The sequence below is a fragment of the Pseudomonas xanthosomatis genome (genome assembly GCF_019139835.1).
Taxonomy (GTDB): Bacteria; Pseudomonadota; Gammaproteobacteria; order Pseudomonadales; family Pseudomonadaceae; genus Aquipseudomonas; species Aquipseudomonas fakonensis.
The window spans coordinates 1,696,130-1,712,851 of record NZ_CP077075.1; the positions used below are offsets into that span (position 1 = coordinate 1,696,130).

At 66.5% G+C, this 16,722-nt stretch carries 17 protein-coding genes; 10 read left to right on the top strand and 7 right to left on the bottom strand.

Annotation, left to right across the window (positions count from 1 at the left end):
* Positions 1 to 3: 3 nt before the first annotated feature.
* Both fahA and maiA read left to right on the top strand, forming a co-directional pair.
* Positions 4 to 1,296: a fumarylacetoacetase gene (gene fahA / locus KSS93_RS07540; protein ID WP_217887759.1), complete on the top strand. Its 1,293-nt coding sequence runs from the start codon at positions 4 to 6 to the stop codon at positions 1,294 to 1,296.
* Positions 1,297 to 1,309: 13 nt separating this feature from the next.
* Positions 1,310 to 1,942 carry a maleylacetoacetate isomerase gene (maiA, locus tag KSS93_RS07545; RefSeq protein WP_217887760.1) on the top strand — a complete coding sequence of 211 codons (633 nt, stop codon included), beginning with the start codon at positions 1,310 to 1,312 and terminating at the stop codon, positions 1,940 to 1,942.
* On the opposite strand, the gene KSS93_RS07550 is transcribed toward maiA, so the two are convergent.
* Positions 1,936 to 2,745 (bottom strand): SirB1 family protein, encoded by an 810-nt coding sequence (locus tag KSS93_RS07550; protein WP_217887761.1) that lies wholly within the window; start codon positions 2,743 to 2,745, stop codon positions 1,936 to 1,938. The genes maiA and KSS93_RS07550 overlap by 7 nt on opposite strands.
* 124 nt (positions 2,746 to 2,869) lie before the next feature.
* Here KSS93_RS07550 and KSS93_RS07555 point away from each other — a divergent pair, with 124 nt between their 5' ends.
* Positions 2,870 to 3,889 carry a Glu/Leu/Phe/Val dehydrogenase family protein gene (locus KSS93_RS07555; RefSeq protein ID WP_217887762.1) on the top strand — a complete coding sequence of 340 codons (1,020 nt, stop codon included), beginning with the start codon at positions 2,870 to 2,872 and terminating at the stop codon, positions 3,887 to 3,889.
* Between the two features lie 70 nt (positions 3,890 to 3,959).
* Here KSS93_RS07555 and KSS93_RS07560 read toward each other — a convergent pair whose 3' ends face one another.
* Positions 3,960 to 4,223 carry a YebG family protein gene (locus KSS93_RS07560; RefSeq protein ID WP_217887763.1) on the bottom strand — a complete coding sequence of 88 codons (264 nt, stop codon included), beginning with the start codon at positions 4,221 to 4,223 and terminating at the stop codon, positions 3,960 to 3,962.
* A 239-nt stretch (positions 4,224 to 4,462) separates the two neighbouring features.
* On the opposite strand from KSS93_RS07560, the gene KSS93_RS07565 reads away from it, so the two are divergent.
* Positions 4,463 to 4,933 (top strand): phosphate-starvation-inducible protein PsiE, encoded by a 471-nt coding sequence (locus KSS93_RS07565; RefSeq protein ID WP_217841823.1) that lies wholly within the window; start codon positions 4,463 to 4,465, stop codon positions 4,931 to 4,933.
* A gap of 3 nt (positions 4,934 to 4,936) precedes the next feature.
* On the opposite strand, the gene KSS93_RS07570 is transcribed toward KSS93_RS07565, so the two are convergent.
* The 5 genes from KSS93_RS07570 to KSS93_RS07590 all read right to left on the bottom strand — a co-directional run bounded on the left by KSS93_RS07570 (position 4,937) and on the right by KSS93_RS07590 (position 10,125).
* A complete protein-coding gene (locus tag KSS93_RS07570; RefSeq protein ID WP_217841824.1) occupies positions 4,937 to 5,236 on the bottom strand; it encodes a DUF3509 domain-containing protein in 300 nt (99 codons plus the stop codon).
* Positions 5,237 to 5,363: 127 nt separating this feature from the next.
* Entirely contained in the window at positions 5,364 to 5,711 is a 348-nt protein-coding gene (locus KSS93_RS07575) for an HPF/RaiA family ribosome-associated protein (RefSeq protein WP_217841827.1), read from the bottom strand.
* 326 nt (positions 5,712 to 6,037) lie between these two features.
* Positions 6,038 to 8,347: a TonB-dependent Fe(3+) dicitrate receptor FecA gene (fecA, locus tag KSS93_RS07580; RefSeq protein ID WP_217887764.1), complete on the bottom strand. Its 2,310-nt coding sequence runs from the start codon at positions 8,345 to 8,347 to the stop codon at positions 6,038 to 6,040.
* Between the two features lie 363 nt (positions 8,348 to 8,710).
* The gene (locus tag KSS93_RS07585) at positions 8,711 to 9,634 is read right to left on the bottom strand and encodes a FecR domain-containing protein (protein ID WP_217887765.1); all 924 of its coding nucleotides are present in this window, start codon (positions 9,632 to 9,634) and stop codon (positions 8,711 to 8,713) included.
* Entirely contained in the window at positions 9,631 to 10,125 is a 495-nt protein-coding gene (locus tag KSS93_RS07590) for a sigma-70 family RNA polymerase sigma factor (RefSeq protein ID WP_217887766.1), read from the bottom strand. The genes KSS93_RS07585 and KSS93_RS07590 overlap by 4 nt, the downstream gene beginning before the upstream one ends.
* A gap of 251 nt (positions 10,126 to 10,376) precedes the next feature.
* Here KSS93_RS07590 and KSS93_RS07595 point away from each other — a divergent pair, with 251 nt between their 5' ends.
* The 6 genes from KSS93_RS07595 to KSS93_RS07620 all read left to right on the top strand — a co-directional run bounded on the left by KSS93_RS07595 (position 10,377) and on the right by KSS93_RS07620 (position 16,652).
* The gene (locus tag KSS93_RS07595) at positions 10,377 to 10,682 is read left to right on the top strand and encodes a DUF3649 domain-containing protein (RefSeq protein ID WP_217887767.1); all 306 of its coding nucleotides are present in this window, start codon (positions 10,377 to 10,379) and stop codon (positions 10,680 to 10,682) included.
* The gene (locus tag KSS93_RS07600; protein ID WP_217887768.1) at positions 10,679 to 12,253 is read left to right on the top strand and encodes a PepSY-associated TM helix domain-containing protein; all 1,575 of its coding nucleotides are present in this window, start codon (positions 10,679 to 10,681) and stop codon (positions 12,251 to 12,253) included. Before KSS93_RS07595 ends, KSS93_RS07600 begins: the two co-directional genes overlap by 4 nt.
* Complete coding sequence (locus tag KSS93_RS07605) at positions 12,253 to 12,576, top strand: DUF3325 domain-containing protein (protein WP_217887769.1); 324 nt, start codon at positions 12,253 to 12,255, stop codon at positions 12,574 to 12,576. Before KSS93_RS07600 ends, KSS93_RS07605 begins: the two co-directional genes overlap by 1 nt.
* Before the next feature lie 71 nt (positions 12,577 to 12,647).
* On the top strand, positions 12,648 to 13,148 hold the full coding sequence (locus KSS93_RS07610; protein ID WP_437179999.1) for an RNA polymerase sigma factor: 501 nt from the start codon (positions 12,648 to 12,650) through the stop codon (positions 13,146 to 13,148).
* A complete protein-coding gene (locus tag KSS93_RS07615) occupies positions 13,145 to 14,113 on the top strand; it encodes a FecR family protein (protein WP_217887770.1) in 969 nt (322 codons plus the stop codon). The genes KSS93_RS07610 and KSS93_RS07615 overlap by 4 nt, the downstream gene beginning before the upstream one ends.
* 136 nt (positions 14,114 to 14,249) lie before the next feature.
* Positions 14,250 to 16,652, top strand: coding sequence for a TonB-dependent siderophore receptor (locus tag KSS93_RS07620; RefSeq protein WP_217887771.1), 2,403 nt, complete (start codon positions 14,250 to 14,252; stop codon positions 16,650 to 16,652).
* Positions 16,653 to 16,722 lie beyond the last annotated feature (70 nt).

Sequence of the window (16,722 nt, forward strand, 5' to 3'; positions counted from 1 at the left end):
CCGATGAACCACACCGCCAATGCCCGCAGCTGGGTCGAGCACGCCAACGGGCACCGCGACTTCCCGCTGCAGAACCTGCCGCTGGGCATTTTCAGCCGCCCCTCGCAGGCGCCGCGCTGTGGCGTAGCCATCGGTGACGCCGTCCTCGACCTCGAGGCGGTGCTGGCTGCCGGCCTGTTCGATGGCGCCGCCAAGGCTGCTGTCGAGGCCACCCGCGGCGGCGCGCTCAACGCCTTCTTCGCCCTCGGCAGCCCGGCCCGCGTGGCCCTGCGCGAGCGCCTGCTGGCCTTGCTTGTTGAGGGTAGCGAGCACCAGGCAGCCCTGCAGGCGGCACTGTACCCGGCCAGCGAGTGCCAGATGCACCTGCCGGCCAAGGTCGGCGACTACACCGACTTCTACGTGGGTATCCAGCACGCCACCAACGTTGGCAAGCTGTTCCGCCCCGACAACCCGCTGCTGCCCAATTACAAGTACGTGCCTATCGGCTACCACGGCCGCGCTTCTACCCTGCGCCCGTCGGGCACTGACGTGATCCGCCCCAAGGGCCAGACCTTGCCGGCAGGCCAAACCGAGCCGAGCTTCGGCCCCTGCGCGCGGCTGGACTACGAACTGGAGCTGGGCATCTGGATCGGCCAGGGCAACGCCATGGGCCAGGCGATCCCGATTGAACAGGCCGAGCAGCACCTGGCTGGCCTGTGCCTGCTCAACGACTGGTCGGCGCGGGATATCCAGGCCTGGGAATACCAGCCGCTGGGCCCGTTCCTGTCCAAAAGCTTCATCACCAGCCTGTCGCCCTGGGTGGTCACCGCCGAGGCGCTGGCGCCGTTCCGCCGCGCCCAGCCGGCGCGCCCTGAAGGCGACCCGCAGCCGCTGCCCTACCTGCTGGATGCGTTGGACCAGGCCCAAGGTGCCTTCGACATCGAGCTGGAAGTGCTGCTGCTGACCGCGAACATGCGTGAGCAGAACCTGCCGGCCCAGCGCCTGGCGCTGAGTAACACCCTGAACATGTACTGGACCGTGGCCCAGCTGATCGCCCACCACAGCGTCAACGGCTGCCAGTTGCAACCCGGCGACTTGTTCGGCTCCGGCACGTTGTCCGGCCCGGCTGAGGGCTCGTTCGGCAGCCTGCTGGAGATCACCGAGGGCGGCAAGCACCCGGTGCAGCTAGCCAGCGGCGAGGTACGCAAGTTCCTCGAAGACGGCGACGAAATCATCCTGCGCGCCCGTTGCGTGGCTGAGGGGGTTGCCAGCATCGGCTTTGGCGAGTGCCGCGGCACCATAGTCGCGGCCAACTGAGGAGGGCAGGGCGATGCAGCTTTACACCTACTACCGCTCCACCTCGTCGTACCGGGTTCGCATCGCCCTGGCGCTCAAGGGCCTGGGTTACCAGGCCGTACCGGTCAACCTGCTCAAGGGCGAGCAGCGCGGCGAGGCGTATCTTGCCCTCAACCCCCAGGGCCGGGTGCCGGCCCTGCGCACCGATGATGGCGGGCTGCTTTTGCAGTCGCCGGCGATCATCGAATACCTGGAGGAGGCTTATCCACAGCCTGCGCTGCTGCCCGACGGGGCCGAGGCACGGGCTCGGGTGCGCGGCGTGGCGGCAATCATCGGTTGCGATGTGCACCCGTTGCACAACGTCAGCGTGCTCAACCAGCTACGCCAGCTGGGGCACGACGAAACCCAGGTCAACCAGTGGATAGGTCACTGGATCAGCCAAGGCCTGGCGGCGGTGGAACAGTTGATAGGTGATGACGGCTTCTGCTTCGGCGCAGCGCCGGGGCTGGCAGATGTGTACCTGGTCCCGCAGCTGTATGCGGCCGAGCGCTTTAACATCGACCTGGCGGCCTACCCACGCATTCGCCGGGTAGCGGCCCTGGCCGAACAGCACCCGGCGTTCAGCCAGGCCCACCCGGCACGCCAGCCAGACACCCCGCCTCAGTGAATCGAACGCTTGCCCGACGACGGTAGCTGGCCCAGGCGTTCACTGAGTTTCAGGCGTTGCACCGGGTCGTCGGTCAGCAGCATGGCATGCTCCAGGTCGAAGCGTTCGGCCTGGGGGCAGTCCAACATCTGGTACAGGGTAGCCCGGGCCAGGTAGTCGCTGGCCTGCACCGGCCCCAGTTGCATCACCCGTTCGGCATCCACCAGCGCGGCCATGGCGTTGTCATTGCTGCTGTGCAGCTGGCGCAGGTTGCGCGACAGGCGCTGGAGCATCTGCCGCGGCGTGGCGCTGCGCATGTGCTCGCCGGTCAACGGCAGGTCCGGGCCAAACTGGCGGGCCAGCAGCTCGCGGCAGTCGGCCGGGTACAGACGGCGGCCGCCGCAGGGGTCGAGCAGGTGATCGGCGCCGGGTACGCGCAGTAAAAAGTGACCGGGGAAGTTGACCCCTTCAAGTGGAATCGACAGGCGCTGGGCCTGGTCCAGGGCGAGTATCGCCAGCAGCAGCGGCTGGCCTCGGCGGCGTTGCAGCACCTTGTCCATCAGCGCCGCTTGCGGGCGCAGCGGGTGGTACTCGTCCTGTTGAAAACCCAGGGCGTTGAGCTGGCGCAGCAGCGGCTGGGCCAGTTCGCTCAGTGGCAGCATCGGCAGGCGGGTACTGATCTCGCGTTGCAGGTCGCGCAACTGGGCCATGCAGGCGGCCGGGTCGACGCTGCGGTCATGCTCGGCAGCGATCCACAGGCTGGCTTCCAGCAGGGCGGGTGGCTCGCGTTCCAGGCAGGCCAGGCAGGCTTGGCGTGAATTCATGGCAGGTCTCCATCACGCTTGTACTTTTAGCCCTGGCGGTGCTTTTCGTCCAGTGGTCTGCCTGCGCGGCGGGCTGTGGACAGCTGCCTATACTGGATGCAGCACCTGCCGGGGGAGCCCGCCGATGTTCGCGCTCATGCAAAGTACCCGCACCCAGTCACTGCACCTGTTCATCGACCCGCCCACCGGGTTGAAGGCGGTTGTGGCCATCCACAGCGAACAGCTGGGGCCGGCCTTGGGCGGCTGCCGCTACCTGCCTTACGCCAACGACGAAAGCGCCATGACCGATGCCATCCACCTGGCCCAGGGCATGAGCTACAAGGCTGCGCTTGCCGGGTTGGCGCTGGGCGGTGGCAAGGCGGTGATCATGCGCAACGCCCATGTGGAAAACCGCGCCGCGCTGTTCGAGGCCTTCGGGCGCTTTGTCGACAGCTTGCAGGGGCGTTTCATCACTGCCGTGGACAGCGGCACCTCGACCCTGGACATGGACTGCATCGCCCAGTCCACCCCCCACGTCACCAGCACCACCGCCTCGGGCGACCCGTCACCCCATGCCGCCATGGGTGTGTTCGCCGGCATTCGCGCCACCTCGATGGCGCGGCTGGGCAGTGACAACCTGGAGGGCTTGCGGGTGGCGGTGCAGGGGTTGGGTAATGTGGGGTATGCGTTGGCCGAGCAACTTCATGCAGCCGGGGCCGAGTTGCTGGTCAGTGACCTGGACCCAGGCAAGGTACGCCTGGCGGTGGAGCAGTTTGGTGCGCACCCGGTAGTCAACGAGGCATTGATCAGCACCCCGTGCGATATCTTCGCCCCTTGCGGCGTGGGGCCTGTGCTCAATGGGCAGACCGTGATGCAACTGCGCTGCGCGGCAGTGGCGGGTGCGGCGAACCATCAGTTGACCACCTTGCAGGTGGCTGATCAGCTGGAACAGCGCGGCATCCTGTATGCGCCGGATTACGTGATCAACGCGGGTGGGTTGATCTATGTGGCGCTGACCCACCGCGGGGCAGGCCTGGCGACCATCACCGCGCACCTGGCGCGCATCCCCACCCGGTTGACCGAGGTGTTCGCCCACGCCCAGGCCGAGAAGCGTTCGCCGGCGCGGGTGGCGCAGATGTTGGCGGAAAGGATGTTGTATGGCTGATGGCCCTATCGCCGGCAAGCCGGCTTCTACAGGCCACCCCTTATAGGAGCCGGCTTGCCGGCGATTAACGTCATTCGGCTTCCCCGCCTTCGAGCAGTTCAGACAGCGCATCCGGCTGGCTCTTGAACGCACGGGCGAACACGTCGCGATTCTTGGCCATGTAGATGCCGGCTTCCTCGACTTGCTTCTCGCTCAGCGACGGCACGGCCTTTTGCAGCACTTCGGCCAGGCGCTCGGCCAGTTCGAGCATCTTGTCGTGACGGTCTGCTTCGGCCTTATCCATGAACAAGCGCTCCGGGTCGCGGCTGCTGCGGTACACCACTTCGACGGCCATTCATCACCTCTGTGCCTTTTTGCTGGTTGGGATTTTACTGTATGCGCATACAGTACAGGGGCAGGCCACCTGCCTGCAACCACCATGATGGCCCTTTGCACAGAAAAACAGCGTAGCCCACAGGTGCCCTGCGGCAATCGGCCACCTTCCAAGGCAGGGGGCGTGGCCCTTTAACTGCATGGCACAAGCGTCATGCGCGCCATCCATCATCCTTCTGTCGTATCGGGGAATCGAACATCGTGAACAACAAATGGGCAGACAAACTGCGCAAGGGCCTGCACGGCTCGGCCGACTCGCTGGGCAACCTGTGCGTGGAGGCGTTCCACTACCTGGCGTTGTTCGGTATCGGCGCAATCACCGCCTACGCGGCGGTGGCCACCTTTATCGACATGCTGGGCAAGGGCGGGGTGAGCGTCGATGACATCCTGCTGCTGTTCATCTACCTGGAGCTGGGGGCGATGGTGGGGATCTACTTCAAGACCAACCACATGCCCATCCGCTTCTTGCTGTACGTGGCCATCACCGCCCTGACCCGCCTGCTGATCGGCGATGTGTCGCACCACAAGGCGCCGGATGCCGGCCTGCTGTACGTGTGCGGCGGCATCCTGCTGCTGGCCTTCTCCATCCTGGTGGTGCGCTACGCATCCTACCGCTACCCGTCCACCAAGGTGCTGGACGCCAATGGCAAGGAAGTGGAAGAGAGCAAGTAGAGATCAGTTGGCCAGGCCCGCTGCCGGGAAGGCCCGGGCCGCGCGGTATTCGCCGGTCAGTGCGGCAAGCACCTCCAGCGGGTTTTGCCCAAGCTCGATGGCCAGCCCCAGGCGGATGCTGTCGATGACGCGCTGCAGGCGCACCGGGTCGTTGCGCTGGGCCTCGCTGATCAGCCGTTTGGCCACCACGCCGCTGTCGTCGGACAAGGTCAGCATGATGCTGCCGTCCAGGCGTTCGATGCTCAGGTTGACCCGGTATTCGGGGGCGAAGGCGGCGCTGATGTGGTCGAAGGGGTTGTTCATGGTCGCTGTCTGCAATGAATGACTGCAGGGGTTGACCGGGGCAGGGCGGGGTTGGTTCAGGCCCGCTGATCGGTGAAAACGAAAACGCCCGGCGCAAGGCCGGGCGTTTTAATGTGTGGCTGACGGGTCAGGCGTCCGGGTCACTCAGTTCCAGCACCCCGCGCTTGCTGCGCAGCTTGCCGTAGAAATGCTCCAGTGCGTGGTTGAGCTTGCTGGCCGCGCCATCGACGGCCTGGTCCAGCGAGCCTGCGCTGTGGGTCACGGAAATCGGCTGGTGGCCTTTGGGCCGAGCCTCCATCTGGCAGCGTTTGTCATGGGTGCCGGGCTTGGCGCCGTTTTCGTCGCGCAAATGCACTTCGATGCGGGTGAGGTCGTCCTCGTAGCGTTCGAGGTTGCTTTGCAGGGTACTGCGGACCCACTCGTTCAAGCGGACGTTGCCCTGGATCTGATTGCTGCTGTTGACCTGGATTTGCATGACTTCAATCCTTATTCAGCTTGCTCACAGAAAGCGCTGCCAAGCCTTTGAGGGCGTTGGTCTTTGTGCGCCTCTTGACTCTAAGGTCAGGCAACTGGGGAACGATTTCAAGCCCAATTTGAAAATAATTTTTTCAGCCAGGCCGGGTATCGGACATTACCCCTGGCATCGCGTCGCCTGCTTCGCGGGCAAGCCCGCTCCCACAGGATTGTGAACAGCCTGGATCAGGCACAGTACCTGTGGGAGCGGGCTTGCCCGCGAACACCGGCGCAGCCGGTGCCATCCCTCGCGGGGCAAGCCCGCGCTACGAAGCCATTGCTCAGTCGTCAGAACTCCACCGAAGTCTGCACATACAAGGTACGCGGCTCACCCACGTACTTGCCCTTGTTGTTGTCGTCGAACGAGCGGGTGTAGTACTCGCGGTTGAACAGGTTCTTCACCCCCACTGCCACCTTCAGGTTGGACAACTGCGGCCCGAAGTCGTAGCCGGCGCGGGTGCTCACCAGCATGTAGCCGGGGATGCGCCCGGTGCTGCCGTCGGCGCTCTCGTTACCGGTGTTGGCGTTGTCGGCGTACTGGCTGCTCTGGAAGCTGCTGTCCAGGTTCAACTGCCATGGGCCCTCGGTGTAGCCCAGGCCAAGGGTGCCCTTGTGGCGCGACGAGAACGGCACCTGGTTGCCCTTGTTCGGCCCGTCCTCGCGGATGGTGGCATCGACGAAGGCGTAGCTGGCGTGCACATCGAAACCGGCCAGCGCCGGGCTCAGGCCGTCGAGGGCATAGCGCAGGCTGGTTTCGATACCCTGGTGGCGGGTTTCGCCGCGGGCGATCACCGAATCGTTGGTCTGGTTGCTTTCGTACTGGTTGTCGAAATTGATCAGAAACGCGCCGATCTCCGCTTGCAGGTCGCCATTGTCGTAACGGGTGCCGACTTCCCAGGTGCGTGCTTTTTCCGGTTTCACCTCGCCGCTGCTGACCCGGTTGGGCATCTGGCTGTACTGCACGCTGCCGAACGAACCCTCGGTGTTGGCGTACAGGTTCCAGCTGTCGGTCAGGTGGTACATCACGTTCAACGCCGGCAGCGCGGTGTTGTAGCTGCCCTGGTAACGCTGGCCGTTGAGCTTGTTGCTCTGCTCGGAGTCGATCATCTCGTAGCGCACGCCCGGGGTGATGGTCCAGCGCCCGATGTCGATGCGGTCATCCAGGTAAATGGCGTGGGCTTCGGTGCTGCCACGGGTATCGCGGTCGTTACGGCTGTTGGTGGTCGGCAGCACATCGGCGCTGGTCGGCTCCCGGAAGCGCAGTTCGTGGCCGGCTTCGTTGACGTAGCGGTAGCCCACCCCCAGCTCGTGCCAGCTGTCGCCCAGGGCCAAACCCTGCGAGAAGCGGGTCTCGATGCCGCGTACCCAGTACTCGCGCGGCGACAGCGAGACAAAGTTGCCCTGGTCGAGGTAGCCGCTGCGCAGGGTTTTGGTGAAGAAACTGTTGACGCTGAACTGGCGGTCGTCCTGCTTGTAGTCGTAGCCGAAGTTGAACAGCGTGCGGCGGCCCCAGAACTTGTCCTTCAGGCGTGTCGACTGGTACGGGTCGGCGTCGAAGTCGGCCGTGCTCAGGCCACCGGGCATTTCAGCCTCACCCTCGTAGTACTGGGCCATGGCGTGCAGGCTGTTGGCCTCGTCCAGTTGCAGCTTGCCTTTGAGGATCAGGTCGTCGATCTGTGTGTCGCTGTGCTCGCGCCAGTCACCGCCACGGGTGCCAGAGTACAACAGGGCACCACCCAGGCCGTTGGCGTTGGTGCCGCCCACCAGCAGGTTGGCGCTGTTCTTGAAACCGTCGTGGCTGGACGAGGGGCTGATCTGGTTTTGCATCGCCGCCTTGAACGTCGCCTCTTCGGGGATGGCGCGGGTAACGAAGTTGACGATGCCGCCGACGTTCTGCGGGCCGTAGCGCACCGCGCCGCCGCCGCGTACCACGTCCACTGCATCCATGTTGCCCATGCTGATCGGCGCCAGCGACAGCTGCGGCTGGCCGTAGGGGGCGAAGGGCACCGGGATGCCGTCCATCAGCACCGTGGAGCGCGAGGCCAGGCGCGGGTTCAGGCCGCGGATACCGAAGTTCAGCGCCAGGTCGTGGCTGCCGGTGCCATTGTTGTCGGGGGCGTTGACCCCGGGGATACGGTTGAGCACTTCGCGGGCGGTGCTGGCGCCGCTGCGCTCGAACTCTTCACGGCGCACCACGTCACGGGCACCGGGGTGCTCGAAGACGTTGTCCTGGCGCGCCTCGCCCAGCCAGTCGCCGACCACCGTCGAGGCGCCCAGCTCCACGGCTGCGCTAGCCGACGGTAGCTGCTGCGGTTGCAGGCTGTAGGCGTTGTCGGCCTCCTGGCGCGCCTGCAGGCCACTGCCACGCAGCAGGGCGTCGAGGCCTTGCGCGGTGTCGTACTGGCCGTCCAGGCCCGGGCTGCTCAGGCCCTGCGTAACGTTCGAGCCGAACGAGATCAACGCGCCGCTTTCACGGCCAAACTGGTTCAGGGCCTGCTCGAGGTTACCGGGGGCGATGTGGTAGGCGCGCTGCTCGGCGATGGCGAACGGGGCGACGAGTAGCAGGGCGCAGGCGAGGGGGCTGGGGCGCAGAAGCATGGTGCGGTGGTCCTGTGAGAAGGGTTCTGCCTTCTCTGTCACGCGAGGGTGGGGAAATGGCTCAGGGCGCTGGAAATATTTTTTCTGTACCGGCTTCATCGCCGGCAAGCCGGCTCCTCATCGAACAAACTACAAGCTATTGATTTAACAAGGTCCCTGTGGGAAGCGGCCTTGTGTCGCGATGGGGCGCGAAGCGCCCCCAAGGCCTCGGCCCCATGCAAAATTGTCGGGGCTGCTGCGCAGCCCATCTCGACCGGACGGCGCCCCGGCAAGGCCGCTTCCCACAGAGGCGCGGCGCATCTGCAAGACCAGTTCCCTGCGCGACAGCGCAGCCCGAAGGGCTGGGTGATCTCCTACAGGTAATTACCCTGCCGCAGCTTCCACCGACACCCAGTAGCGGGTAAACCTGCGCACCCTCACCGGCAACGCCACCTCCAGCATGGCCAGGATGCGCTCGCTGTGCTCCAGCGGGTACGATCCGGAAATGCGCAGGTTGGCCACCCGCTCGCTGCAGCCCAGTTGCCCCAGGCGGTAGCGCGACAATTCGGCGACAAAGTCGCCCAGGCGCATCTGCGACACCACCAGCATGCCGTCCACCCAGGCCGCGCGGTTCGGGTCCAGCGGTGCGATGGCCTGCCAGCCGCCACGGGCAAATCGCGCCTGGTGCCCGGCCAGTAGCGACTGCCCGGCCACACTGGCGCTGCCGCTGAACACCGACACCAGGCTGAAGCCTCCGAACTGGCGCACGTTGACCCGCCCGGCGCCCAGTTGCAGGTCGCCTTCGGCGGTGCGCAGGTAAAACGGCCGGCGCTCGTTGGCCGTCTCCAACAGCAACTCGCCTTCCTGCAGGCGCACCAGGCGTTGCTGGCCGTCGAAGCGCACGTCGGCGGCGCTGCGGGTGTTCAGGTGCAACTGGCTGCCGTCGTCCAGGGTCAGCCGCCGGCGCTGGCCCACCGGGCTGCGGTAGTCGGCCATCAGCCCCGGCAACGGGTTGTGCTGTTGCAGGCCCAGCCCGGTGGCAGTGGCCACGCCCACCAGCAGCAACGCCTTGAGGGCCCGGCGCCGGGCCGGGGAGGGTGGCGCCTGCAAGGTGGCGTGCACCACCGGTGAGGCCACCCCGCGCAGGCGCTGGTTGACCTGCTGAATGTGTGCCCAGGCGCGCTGGTGCTCGCTGTCGGCCTGCAGCCAGTGTTCCAGCGCCTGCTGCTGGTCGAACCCCTCTTCCTGGGACTCGAGCAACCAATGCACCGCCCGCTCGGCCACCCGTGGCGAAAACTCGGCGTTCACAGGGCGAAGTAGCAGCGCAGGGCTGCTTTTTTCAGGTAGCGCTTGACCGTGGCCAGCGAGATGCCCAGCTCGTGGGCGATCTCGCCCTGGCCCAGGCCGTCCACCTGGGCCAGCAGGAAGCTGCGCTTGACCAGCGGCTCCAGGCCATCGAGCAGGCGGTCCAGTTCCAGCAGGGTCTCGAAGATCAGCGCCTTGTCTTCCTCGCTCGGCGCCACCTGTTCCGGCACCTGGGCCAGGGCTTGGAGGTAGGCGCGTTCCAGTTCCTGGCGGCGAAAGTGGTTGCACAGCACGCGCTTGGCCACGGTGGCGAGGAAGGCGCGGGGTTCGACCAGTTGCGGCGCTTCGCGGGCTTGCAGCAGGCGCAGGTAGGTGTCCTGGGCCAGGTCTGCCGCGCTCTGCGGGCAGCCCAGGCGCCGCCGCAACCAGCCGGTGAGCCAGTTGTGGTGGGCGAGGTAGAGGCCTTCGACAGTGGAAGAGAGGGCGCTGGACACCGGTAAGTCTCAACTGGAATTAAGAATTGTTCGCATTGTATGCGACAGATCCTGCCGTTCGCCAGCCCCCTCTGCGGACTGAACGTGGGAGCGGGCTTGCCCCGCGACAAGGCCCGATCAGGCAGTAAAGGTGAAGCGCCAGGCCGCATCGCGGGGCAAGCCCGCTCCCACGGTAACTGCATTCATCGCCGAACTTTGCTTATGAGAATTCAAATCATTACTATTGCACCCCCTTTCCCCGGACCACCGCGATGACCAGCAAAGCCGTCGGACTGCCCCTCAGCTATCGCCTTGCCGTGGCCTCGCGCTGCCTCGCCGCGTTGGTCGGCGGCTACCTGCTGGCCTCGCTGGTCAGCGTCAGCGGCGCGCTGCTGCTGCCCATGGCGCAGGTCGACGCCGCGCTGGTCGGCATGCTGCTGTCGTTCGTGTTCCTGGTGCTGGCGTTCATCTGGTGTTTCGCCTGCCGCAGTGCCTGGCGCGCCTGGCTGGGCGTGCTCCTGCCGAGCCTGCTGCTGGGGGCGATCAACGGGTTGGCCTACTGGATGAACAACGGATGAAAGAAGGCTTTCGCCAGGCCATGGCCTGGCTGCACACCTGGACCGGGCTGATTTTCGGCTGGCTGCTGTTCGCGATTTTTCTCACCGGCACCCTGACCTATTTCAAGGAAGAGATCAGCCACTGGAGCCAGCCCGAGATCCAGGCCCACCCGCTGGACCCGGTACACAGCCTGGGCCTGGCGCAACGCTACCTGCAGAGCAATGCCGGGCAGTCCGCCAGCTGGTTCATCCGCCTGCCCGGCGAGCGCGAGCCGGCCCTCACTGTCGGCTGGCGCGACCCTGATGCCGGCGGGCGCCGAGGTTTTGTGCGCAAGCAACTGGATGCGGCCGGCGGCCAGGAGGTCGAGGCCCGCGACAGCCGTGGCGGCGAGTTTTTCTACCGCTTCCACTTCGAACTGCAGATGCCTTACCCCTGGGGCCGCTGGCTGTCGACCTTCTGCGCCTTCATTATGCTGTTGGGGCTGGTCACCGGCATCATCACCCACAAGAAGATCTTCAAGGAATTCTTCACCTTCCGCCCCGGCAAGGGCCAGCGCTCGTGGCTGGACGGCCACAACGCCATCGGCGTGCTGGTGCTGCCGTTCCATCTGATGATCAGCTACAGCAGCCTGGTGCTGTTCATGTACATGGTGATGCCGGCTGGCATTCTCGCCAGCTACGGCGATGCCGGGCGCTACTTCAACGACCTGTTCGGCCGCGACGAAACCCCGGCGGTGGCCGGGGTGGCCGTGCCGCTGGTGCCGTTGCCGCAGCTTTACGCCAAGGTCCAGGCCCTGGCGCCGGGGGCGCATATCGGTTCGGTGCAGGTGCAGAACCCGGGTGACGCCAGTGCCCGGGTAACCCTGTCCCAGGCCAGCACCGACCACGTCGCCTACCGGCGCAGCGCCAACTGGACCTTCGACGGCGCCACTGGCGAGCTGCTGCGCCAGGGCGCGCCGGAAAGCGCGGCAATGATGACCTCGTTCACCTTCGCCGGCCTGCACATGGGCAACTTCGCCGGGCCTTGGCTGCGCTGGCTGTATTTTGCCTTCGGCGTGGCCGGCACGGCGGTGATCGGCACGGGCCTGGTCATGTGGCTGGGCAAGCGCCAGCTCAAGCACGCCAAAAGCGGCCACATGCCCGGCGAACTGCGCCTGGTCGAGGTGCTCAACATCGCCAGCATGAGCGGCCTGTTGCTGGGGGTGGCGGCGTTCTTCTGGGCCAACCGCCTGTTGCCGGCAGGGCTTGAAGGGCGCTCGGGCCTTGAGATCGACAGCTTCTTCACGCTGTGGGGGCTGGCGCTGCTGCACGCCATGCTGCGCCCTGGCCGCCGCGCCTGGGCCGAGCAACTGGGGCTGGGGGCACTGGCCTTCGCCTTGCTGCCGCTGCTCAACGCAGTGACCACCGGCCAGGGCCTGAACCACTCCATCGCCGTGCGCGACTGGGCCATGGCCGGCTTCGACCTCACCGCCCTGGGTACCGGGCTGTTCCTCGCCTGGGCCGCCAGCAAGATGCTGCGCGCGCCCAAGGTGGCGGCCAAGCGCGCGCCACGCGCTGGCAAGGCAGCGGCAGAAACCGCGGAGGCGCACTGATGCTGGGCGTCGCGCTGATCGTTTTTGCCGGTTTCGCCGGGCTGTGCCTGGCCATGGAAAAACACTTCGTCGAGCTGTTCAGGCGCAAGCCCACGCGGCCTCAGCTCAAGGCCCTGCGTGCAGGTGGCTGGGCCTTGCTGGCGCTGGCGCTGGTACTGGCCGTGCAGGCCCAGGGCTGGGCGCTGGGCCTGGTGGAATGGACCGCGCTGCTGATGGCCGGCGCCACCTTGTGGGTGTTCGGCCTGCCTTACCAGCCGCGCCTGCTGCTGGGCCTGGCGGCGGCCAGCCTGGTGCTCGGCCCGCTGCTGACGGTGCTGGCTTGAGCGAGCCGGGCGGGCTCACCGACCCCGAGGCCGACAACGGCAACGGGCGGGCGCGTTTCGTCCAGGTGTTCATGGCCCAGCGTGCACGCATGGAGGCGCTGGTCAGCCGGCGCATCGGTTGCCGCGCCACCGCCTCGGACCTGGTGCAGGACCTGTTCCTGCGCTTCTGGCGGCGCCCCGAGGTCAAGGTCGAGGCCCTCGACACCTACTTGCTGCGCAGCGCCAGCAACCTGGCCATCGACTACCTGCGCAGCGAAGGCAGCCGTGACCGCGCCGCCGACAGCCTGCAGCACAACGACGACGAGCCCGTCGCCCAGGCGCCGGAGCAGGCGCTGGAGGCGGCCCACGACCTGCAGTGCATCGAGGCTGCGCTGCGCGCCTTGCCCGAGCGTACCCGGCAGATCTTTTTGCTCAGCCGCATCCATGGCTGCACCTATGGCGAGATCGCCAAGGCCATGCAGTTGTCCCAGAGCGCGGTGGAAAAGCATATGATGCGCGCCCTCGAAGCGTGCAAGGCGAGTGTCGCCGAACCCGCCTCCCCACTGCGCCGGCCAGGGAGCGCCCGTCGATGAGCCTTGAACCGCCGATCACCGCCGAACAGTCACAGGCCGCCATGCGCTGGCTGGGGCGCAACCAGCAGCCGGGCCAGGCCGATAGTGCCGCGTTCAAGCGCTGGCTGCTGCAGGATGCCGCGCACCGGCGCGCCTACGCCGAAGCCGAGCAGCTGTGGCAATTGAGCGAAGCCCCCGCCGCGCGCCTGGCCGCCGAACAGCAGGCCGACCTTGCGCAGTACCTGGACGCCATCCGCCGCCCGGCGCGCACGGCGCACTGGCGACGCTTTGCCGTGGCCGCCTGCCTGGTGCTGGCACTCGGTGGCGCGGCGGGCTGGCAGCCGCAGCACTGGCTGCAGGACCTGCGCGCCGACTACACCAGCGGCGAACAGGTGCGCCAGGTGACCCTGGCCGACAACTCGCAGCTGACCCTGGACGCCGGCAGCGCCGTTGCCGTGGACTTCGCCCACGGCCAGCGGCGGGTACGCTTGCTGCGCGGCGCGGCGTACTTTCAGGTGACCCACACCGGCGCGCCGTTCGTGGTGGCGGCCAATGGCGGGCAGGTGCGGGTATTGGGGACCCAGTTCGAGGTGCGTGAGCAGGGCGCCGGCACCCGGGTCACGGTGCACAGCGGGCGGGTGGCGGTCACGCCAGTACCGGGTGCGCCGCCCAGCCAGCTGACCGCCGACCAGCAACTGGTGTACGCCGACGGCACGGCCGGGCGCGTCGAACAGGTTGACAGCGACAGCCGCCTGGCCTGGCGCCAGGGCTGGCTGAACTACTACCAGGTGCCGCTGGGGCAGGTGGTCGACGACCTGCGCCGCTATTACCCCGGGCGAATCCTGCTGCTGGACGATGCCCTGGCGCAGCGCAAGGTCAGTGGCAGCTTCCCGCTGGACGAGCCGCTGCTGGCGCTGGATTCGCTGGGCAAGGTGCTGGGCTTTGAGCGGCAAACCGTTCTGGGCCGCTTCACCGTATTGCGCTGAGGGCTTGCCCCGCGAGTGGGCCGGCCCTGCAAAAAATATTTTCAAAACCCGGTGAGGTACCCCTCAACGGCATCCGTGTAGTGAGTGGAAGTGCGATTCATTCGCAAACGATCACTCCTCTCACAGGTCAGCGTCCATGAAGTTCACCCCGCGTTGCGTCCCGCTCTGGTTCGGCCTCAGCCTCTGCGCTGCCTTGCCCCTGGCCCCCCAGGCGCTGGCCGCGCAGCAGAGCCAGGCCTATGCCTTCGCCCAGCCAAGCCAGCCGCTGGCCCAGGCGCTCAACGCCTTCAGCCGTGCCACCGGGCAAAGTGTGGTCTATACCCTGGCGCTGCCCGACCTGCAGGCCCCGGCGCTCAACGGCAGCTTGAGCGCCGAACAGGCCCTGCAGCAGTTGCTGGCAGGTTCCGGCCTGGCCTGGCGTCGGCTCGATGCGCGCACCTTGACCCTGGAGCCGGCCGACAGCGGCAATGCGCTCAGCCTGCAAGCCACCACCATCACCTCCCAGGCCGACGACTACAGCTATCAGCCGCCGGCCAGCGCCTCGATCATGCGCGGCCAGGGCCCGAGCCTGGAGATCCCCCACGCCATCAACGTGGTACCGGCCCAGGTGCTGCGCGACCAGGCCCCGCGCAACCTCGACGATGCCCTGTACAACGTCAGTGGCATCACCCAGGGCAACAATTTCGGTGGCACCGCCGACACCGTGATGAAGCGCGGTTTCGGCGACAACCGCGACGGCTCGATCATGCGCGACGGCATGCCGCTGGTGCAGGGCCGTGCGCTCAACGCCAGTACCGAACGGGTCGAAGTGCTCAAGGGCCCGGCCTCGTTGCTGTATGGCATCCAGGACCCGGGCGGGGTGATCAACGTGGTCAGCAAACGCCCGCAGCTTGAGCAGTACAACGCCCTGACCCTGCGCGGCTCCACCTACGGCAGTGGCAAGAACGGCAGCGGCGGCGGCCTGGACAGCACCGGCGCGCTGGGCGACAGCAACCTGGCGTACCGGCTGATCGTCGACCACGAAGACGAAGACTACTGGCGCAACTTCGGCACCCACCGTGAATCGCTGGTGGCGCCGTCGCTGGCCTGGCTTGGCGAGGACACGCAAGTGGTGCTGGCCTACGAGCACCGCGAGTTTCTCTACCCGTTCGACCGCGGCACCGCCTTCGGCAGCGATGGCCACCCGTTGCACATCCCGGCCAGCCGCCGCCTGGACGAGCCGTACAACGACATGGAAGGGCGCTCCGACCTGTACCGCCTGGAAGTCGACCACCAGCTCAGTGACGACTGGAAGGCCCACTTCGGCTACAGCTTCAACCGCGAAACCTACGATGCCAGCCAGGTGCGTGTCACTGGGGTCAATGAGGCGGCAGGTACGCTCACCCGCTTCGCTGATGGCACCCACAACGCCATGAGCCGCGACCAGTTCGCCACCTTCAGCCTCAATGGCAACCTTGAGCTGGCCGGCATGCGCCACGAACTGATGGCCGGCATCGACCACGAGGACCGCAAGATATTTCGTGGCGACTTGATTCGGGGGCCCAGGAACACGGGCTTCAGCTACCTCGACCCGGTCTACGGCCAGCAAGCCGAAGGCACCACTGTGCGTGCCACCGACAGCGACCAGACCGACAAGCTGCGCAGCGACTCGCTGTTCGTGCAGGATGCCTGGCACCTGGATGACCACTGGATTCTGGTGGCCGGCGGGCGCTTCCAGCAGTACGACCAGTACGCCGGACGTGGCCGGCCGTTCACTGCCAACACCGACACCAGCGGCCAGGCCTGGGTGCCCCACGCGGGCCTGGTGTACAAGGTCGACGAGCAACTATCGTTCTATGGCAGCTACAGCGAATCGTTCAAGCCCAACTCCACCATCGCGCCGCTGAGCACCAGCAGCACGACAACTCTCACCCTCGATTCGAGCATCGCCCCCGAGCAGGGCAAGTCGTGGGAGCTGGGCGCCAAGCTGGACATGCCCGGCGCCATCACCGGCACCCTGGCGCTGTTCGACATCACCAAGCGCAACGTGCTGGTGTCCGACGGCGACACCGTGCCCGGCACCATCCTCTACAGCACCGCCGGCCAGGTGCGTTCGCGCGGCGTCGAGCTGGACCTGACCGGCCAGCTCAGCGAGCACTGGAGCCTGATCGGCGCCTATGCCTTCACTGATGCCGAGGTGACCGAAGACCGTTCGCTCAAGGGCAACCGCCTGCAGAACGTTGCCCGCCATAGTGGCTCGGTGTCGGCGGTGTACGACTACGGCAGCCTGTTCGGCGGCGATAACCTGCGCGTGGGCGCCGGTGCGCGCTATGTGGGCGAGCGCGCCGGTAACGCCACCAACGATTTCGACCTGCCGGCCTACACCGTGGCCGATGCTTTTGCCAGCTACGAGACCAAGCTGGACGAGCACAAGGTGCGCTTGCAACTGAACGTGAAGAACCTGTTCGACAAGGTGTATTACACCTCGGCGGTGAACCGTTACTTCGTAGCCTTGGGGGATGCGCGGCAGGTGAGTTTGTCCAGTACCCTGGAGTTCTAACCGTTGCGCGACTGATATTTTTGCCAGTAGACGGGCGTAGGGGGGGGGCTGAAGATGCCTGCACTCTCTA

Coding starts and splice junctions, on each gene's coding strand:
- fahA (WP_217887759.1), top strand. CDS start 4: ATGAACCACACCGCCAATGCCCGCAGCTGGGTCGAGCACGCCAACGGG.
- maiA (WP_217887760.1), top strand. CDS start 1,310: ATGCAGCTTTACACCTACTACCGCTCCACCTCGTCGTACCGGGTTCGC.
- KSS93_RS07550 (WP_217887761.1), bottom strand. CDS start 2,745: ATGAATTCACGCCAAGCCTGCCTGGCCTGCCTGGAACGCGAGCCACCC.
- KSS93_RS07555 (WP_217887762.1), top strand. CDS start 2,870: ATGTTCGCGCTCATGCAAAGTACCCGCACCCAGTCACTGCACCTGTTC.
- KSS93_RS07560 (WP_217887763.1), bottom strand. CDS start 4,223: ATGGCCGTCGAAGTGGTGTACCGCAGCAGCCGCGACCCGGAGCGCTTG.
- KSS93_RS07570 (WP_217841824.1), bottom strand. CDS start 5,236: ATGAACAACCCCTTCGACCACATCAGCGCCGCCTTCGCCCCCGAATAC.
- KSS93_RS07575 (WP_217841827.1), bottom strand. CDS start 5,711: ATGCAAATCCAGGTCAACAGCAGCAATCAGATCCAGGGCAACGTCCGC.
- fecA (WP_217887764.1), bottom strand. CDS start 8,347: ATGCTTCTGCGCCCCAGCCCCCTCGCCTGCGCCCTGCTACTCGTCGCC.
- KSS93_RS07595 (WP_217887767.1), top strand. CDS start 10,377: ATGACCAGCAAAGCCGTCGGACTGCCCCTCAGCTATCGCCTTGCCGTG.
- KSS93_RS07600 (WP_217887768.1), top strand. CDS start 10,679: ATGAAAGAAGGCTTTCGCCAGGCCATGGCCTGGCTGCACACCTGGACC.
- KSS93_RS07605 (WP_217887769.1), top strand. CDS start 12,253: ATGCTGGGCGTCGCGCTGATCGTTTTTGCCGGTTTCGCCGGGCTGTGC.
- KSS93_RS07610 (WP_437179999.1), top strand. CDS start 12,648: ATGGCCCAGCGTGCACGCATGGAGGCGCTGGTCAGCCGGCGCATCGGT.
- KSS93_RS07615 (WP_217887770.1), top strand. CDS start 13,145: ATGAGCCTTGAACCGCCGATCACCGCCGAACAGTCACAGGCCGCCATG.
- KSS93_RS07620 (WP_217887771.1), top strand. CDS start 14,250: ATGAAGTTCACCCCGCGTTGCGTCCCGCTCTGGTTCGGCCTCAGCCTC.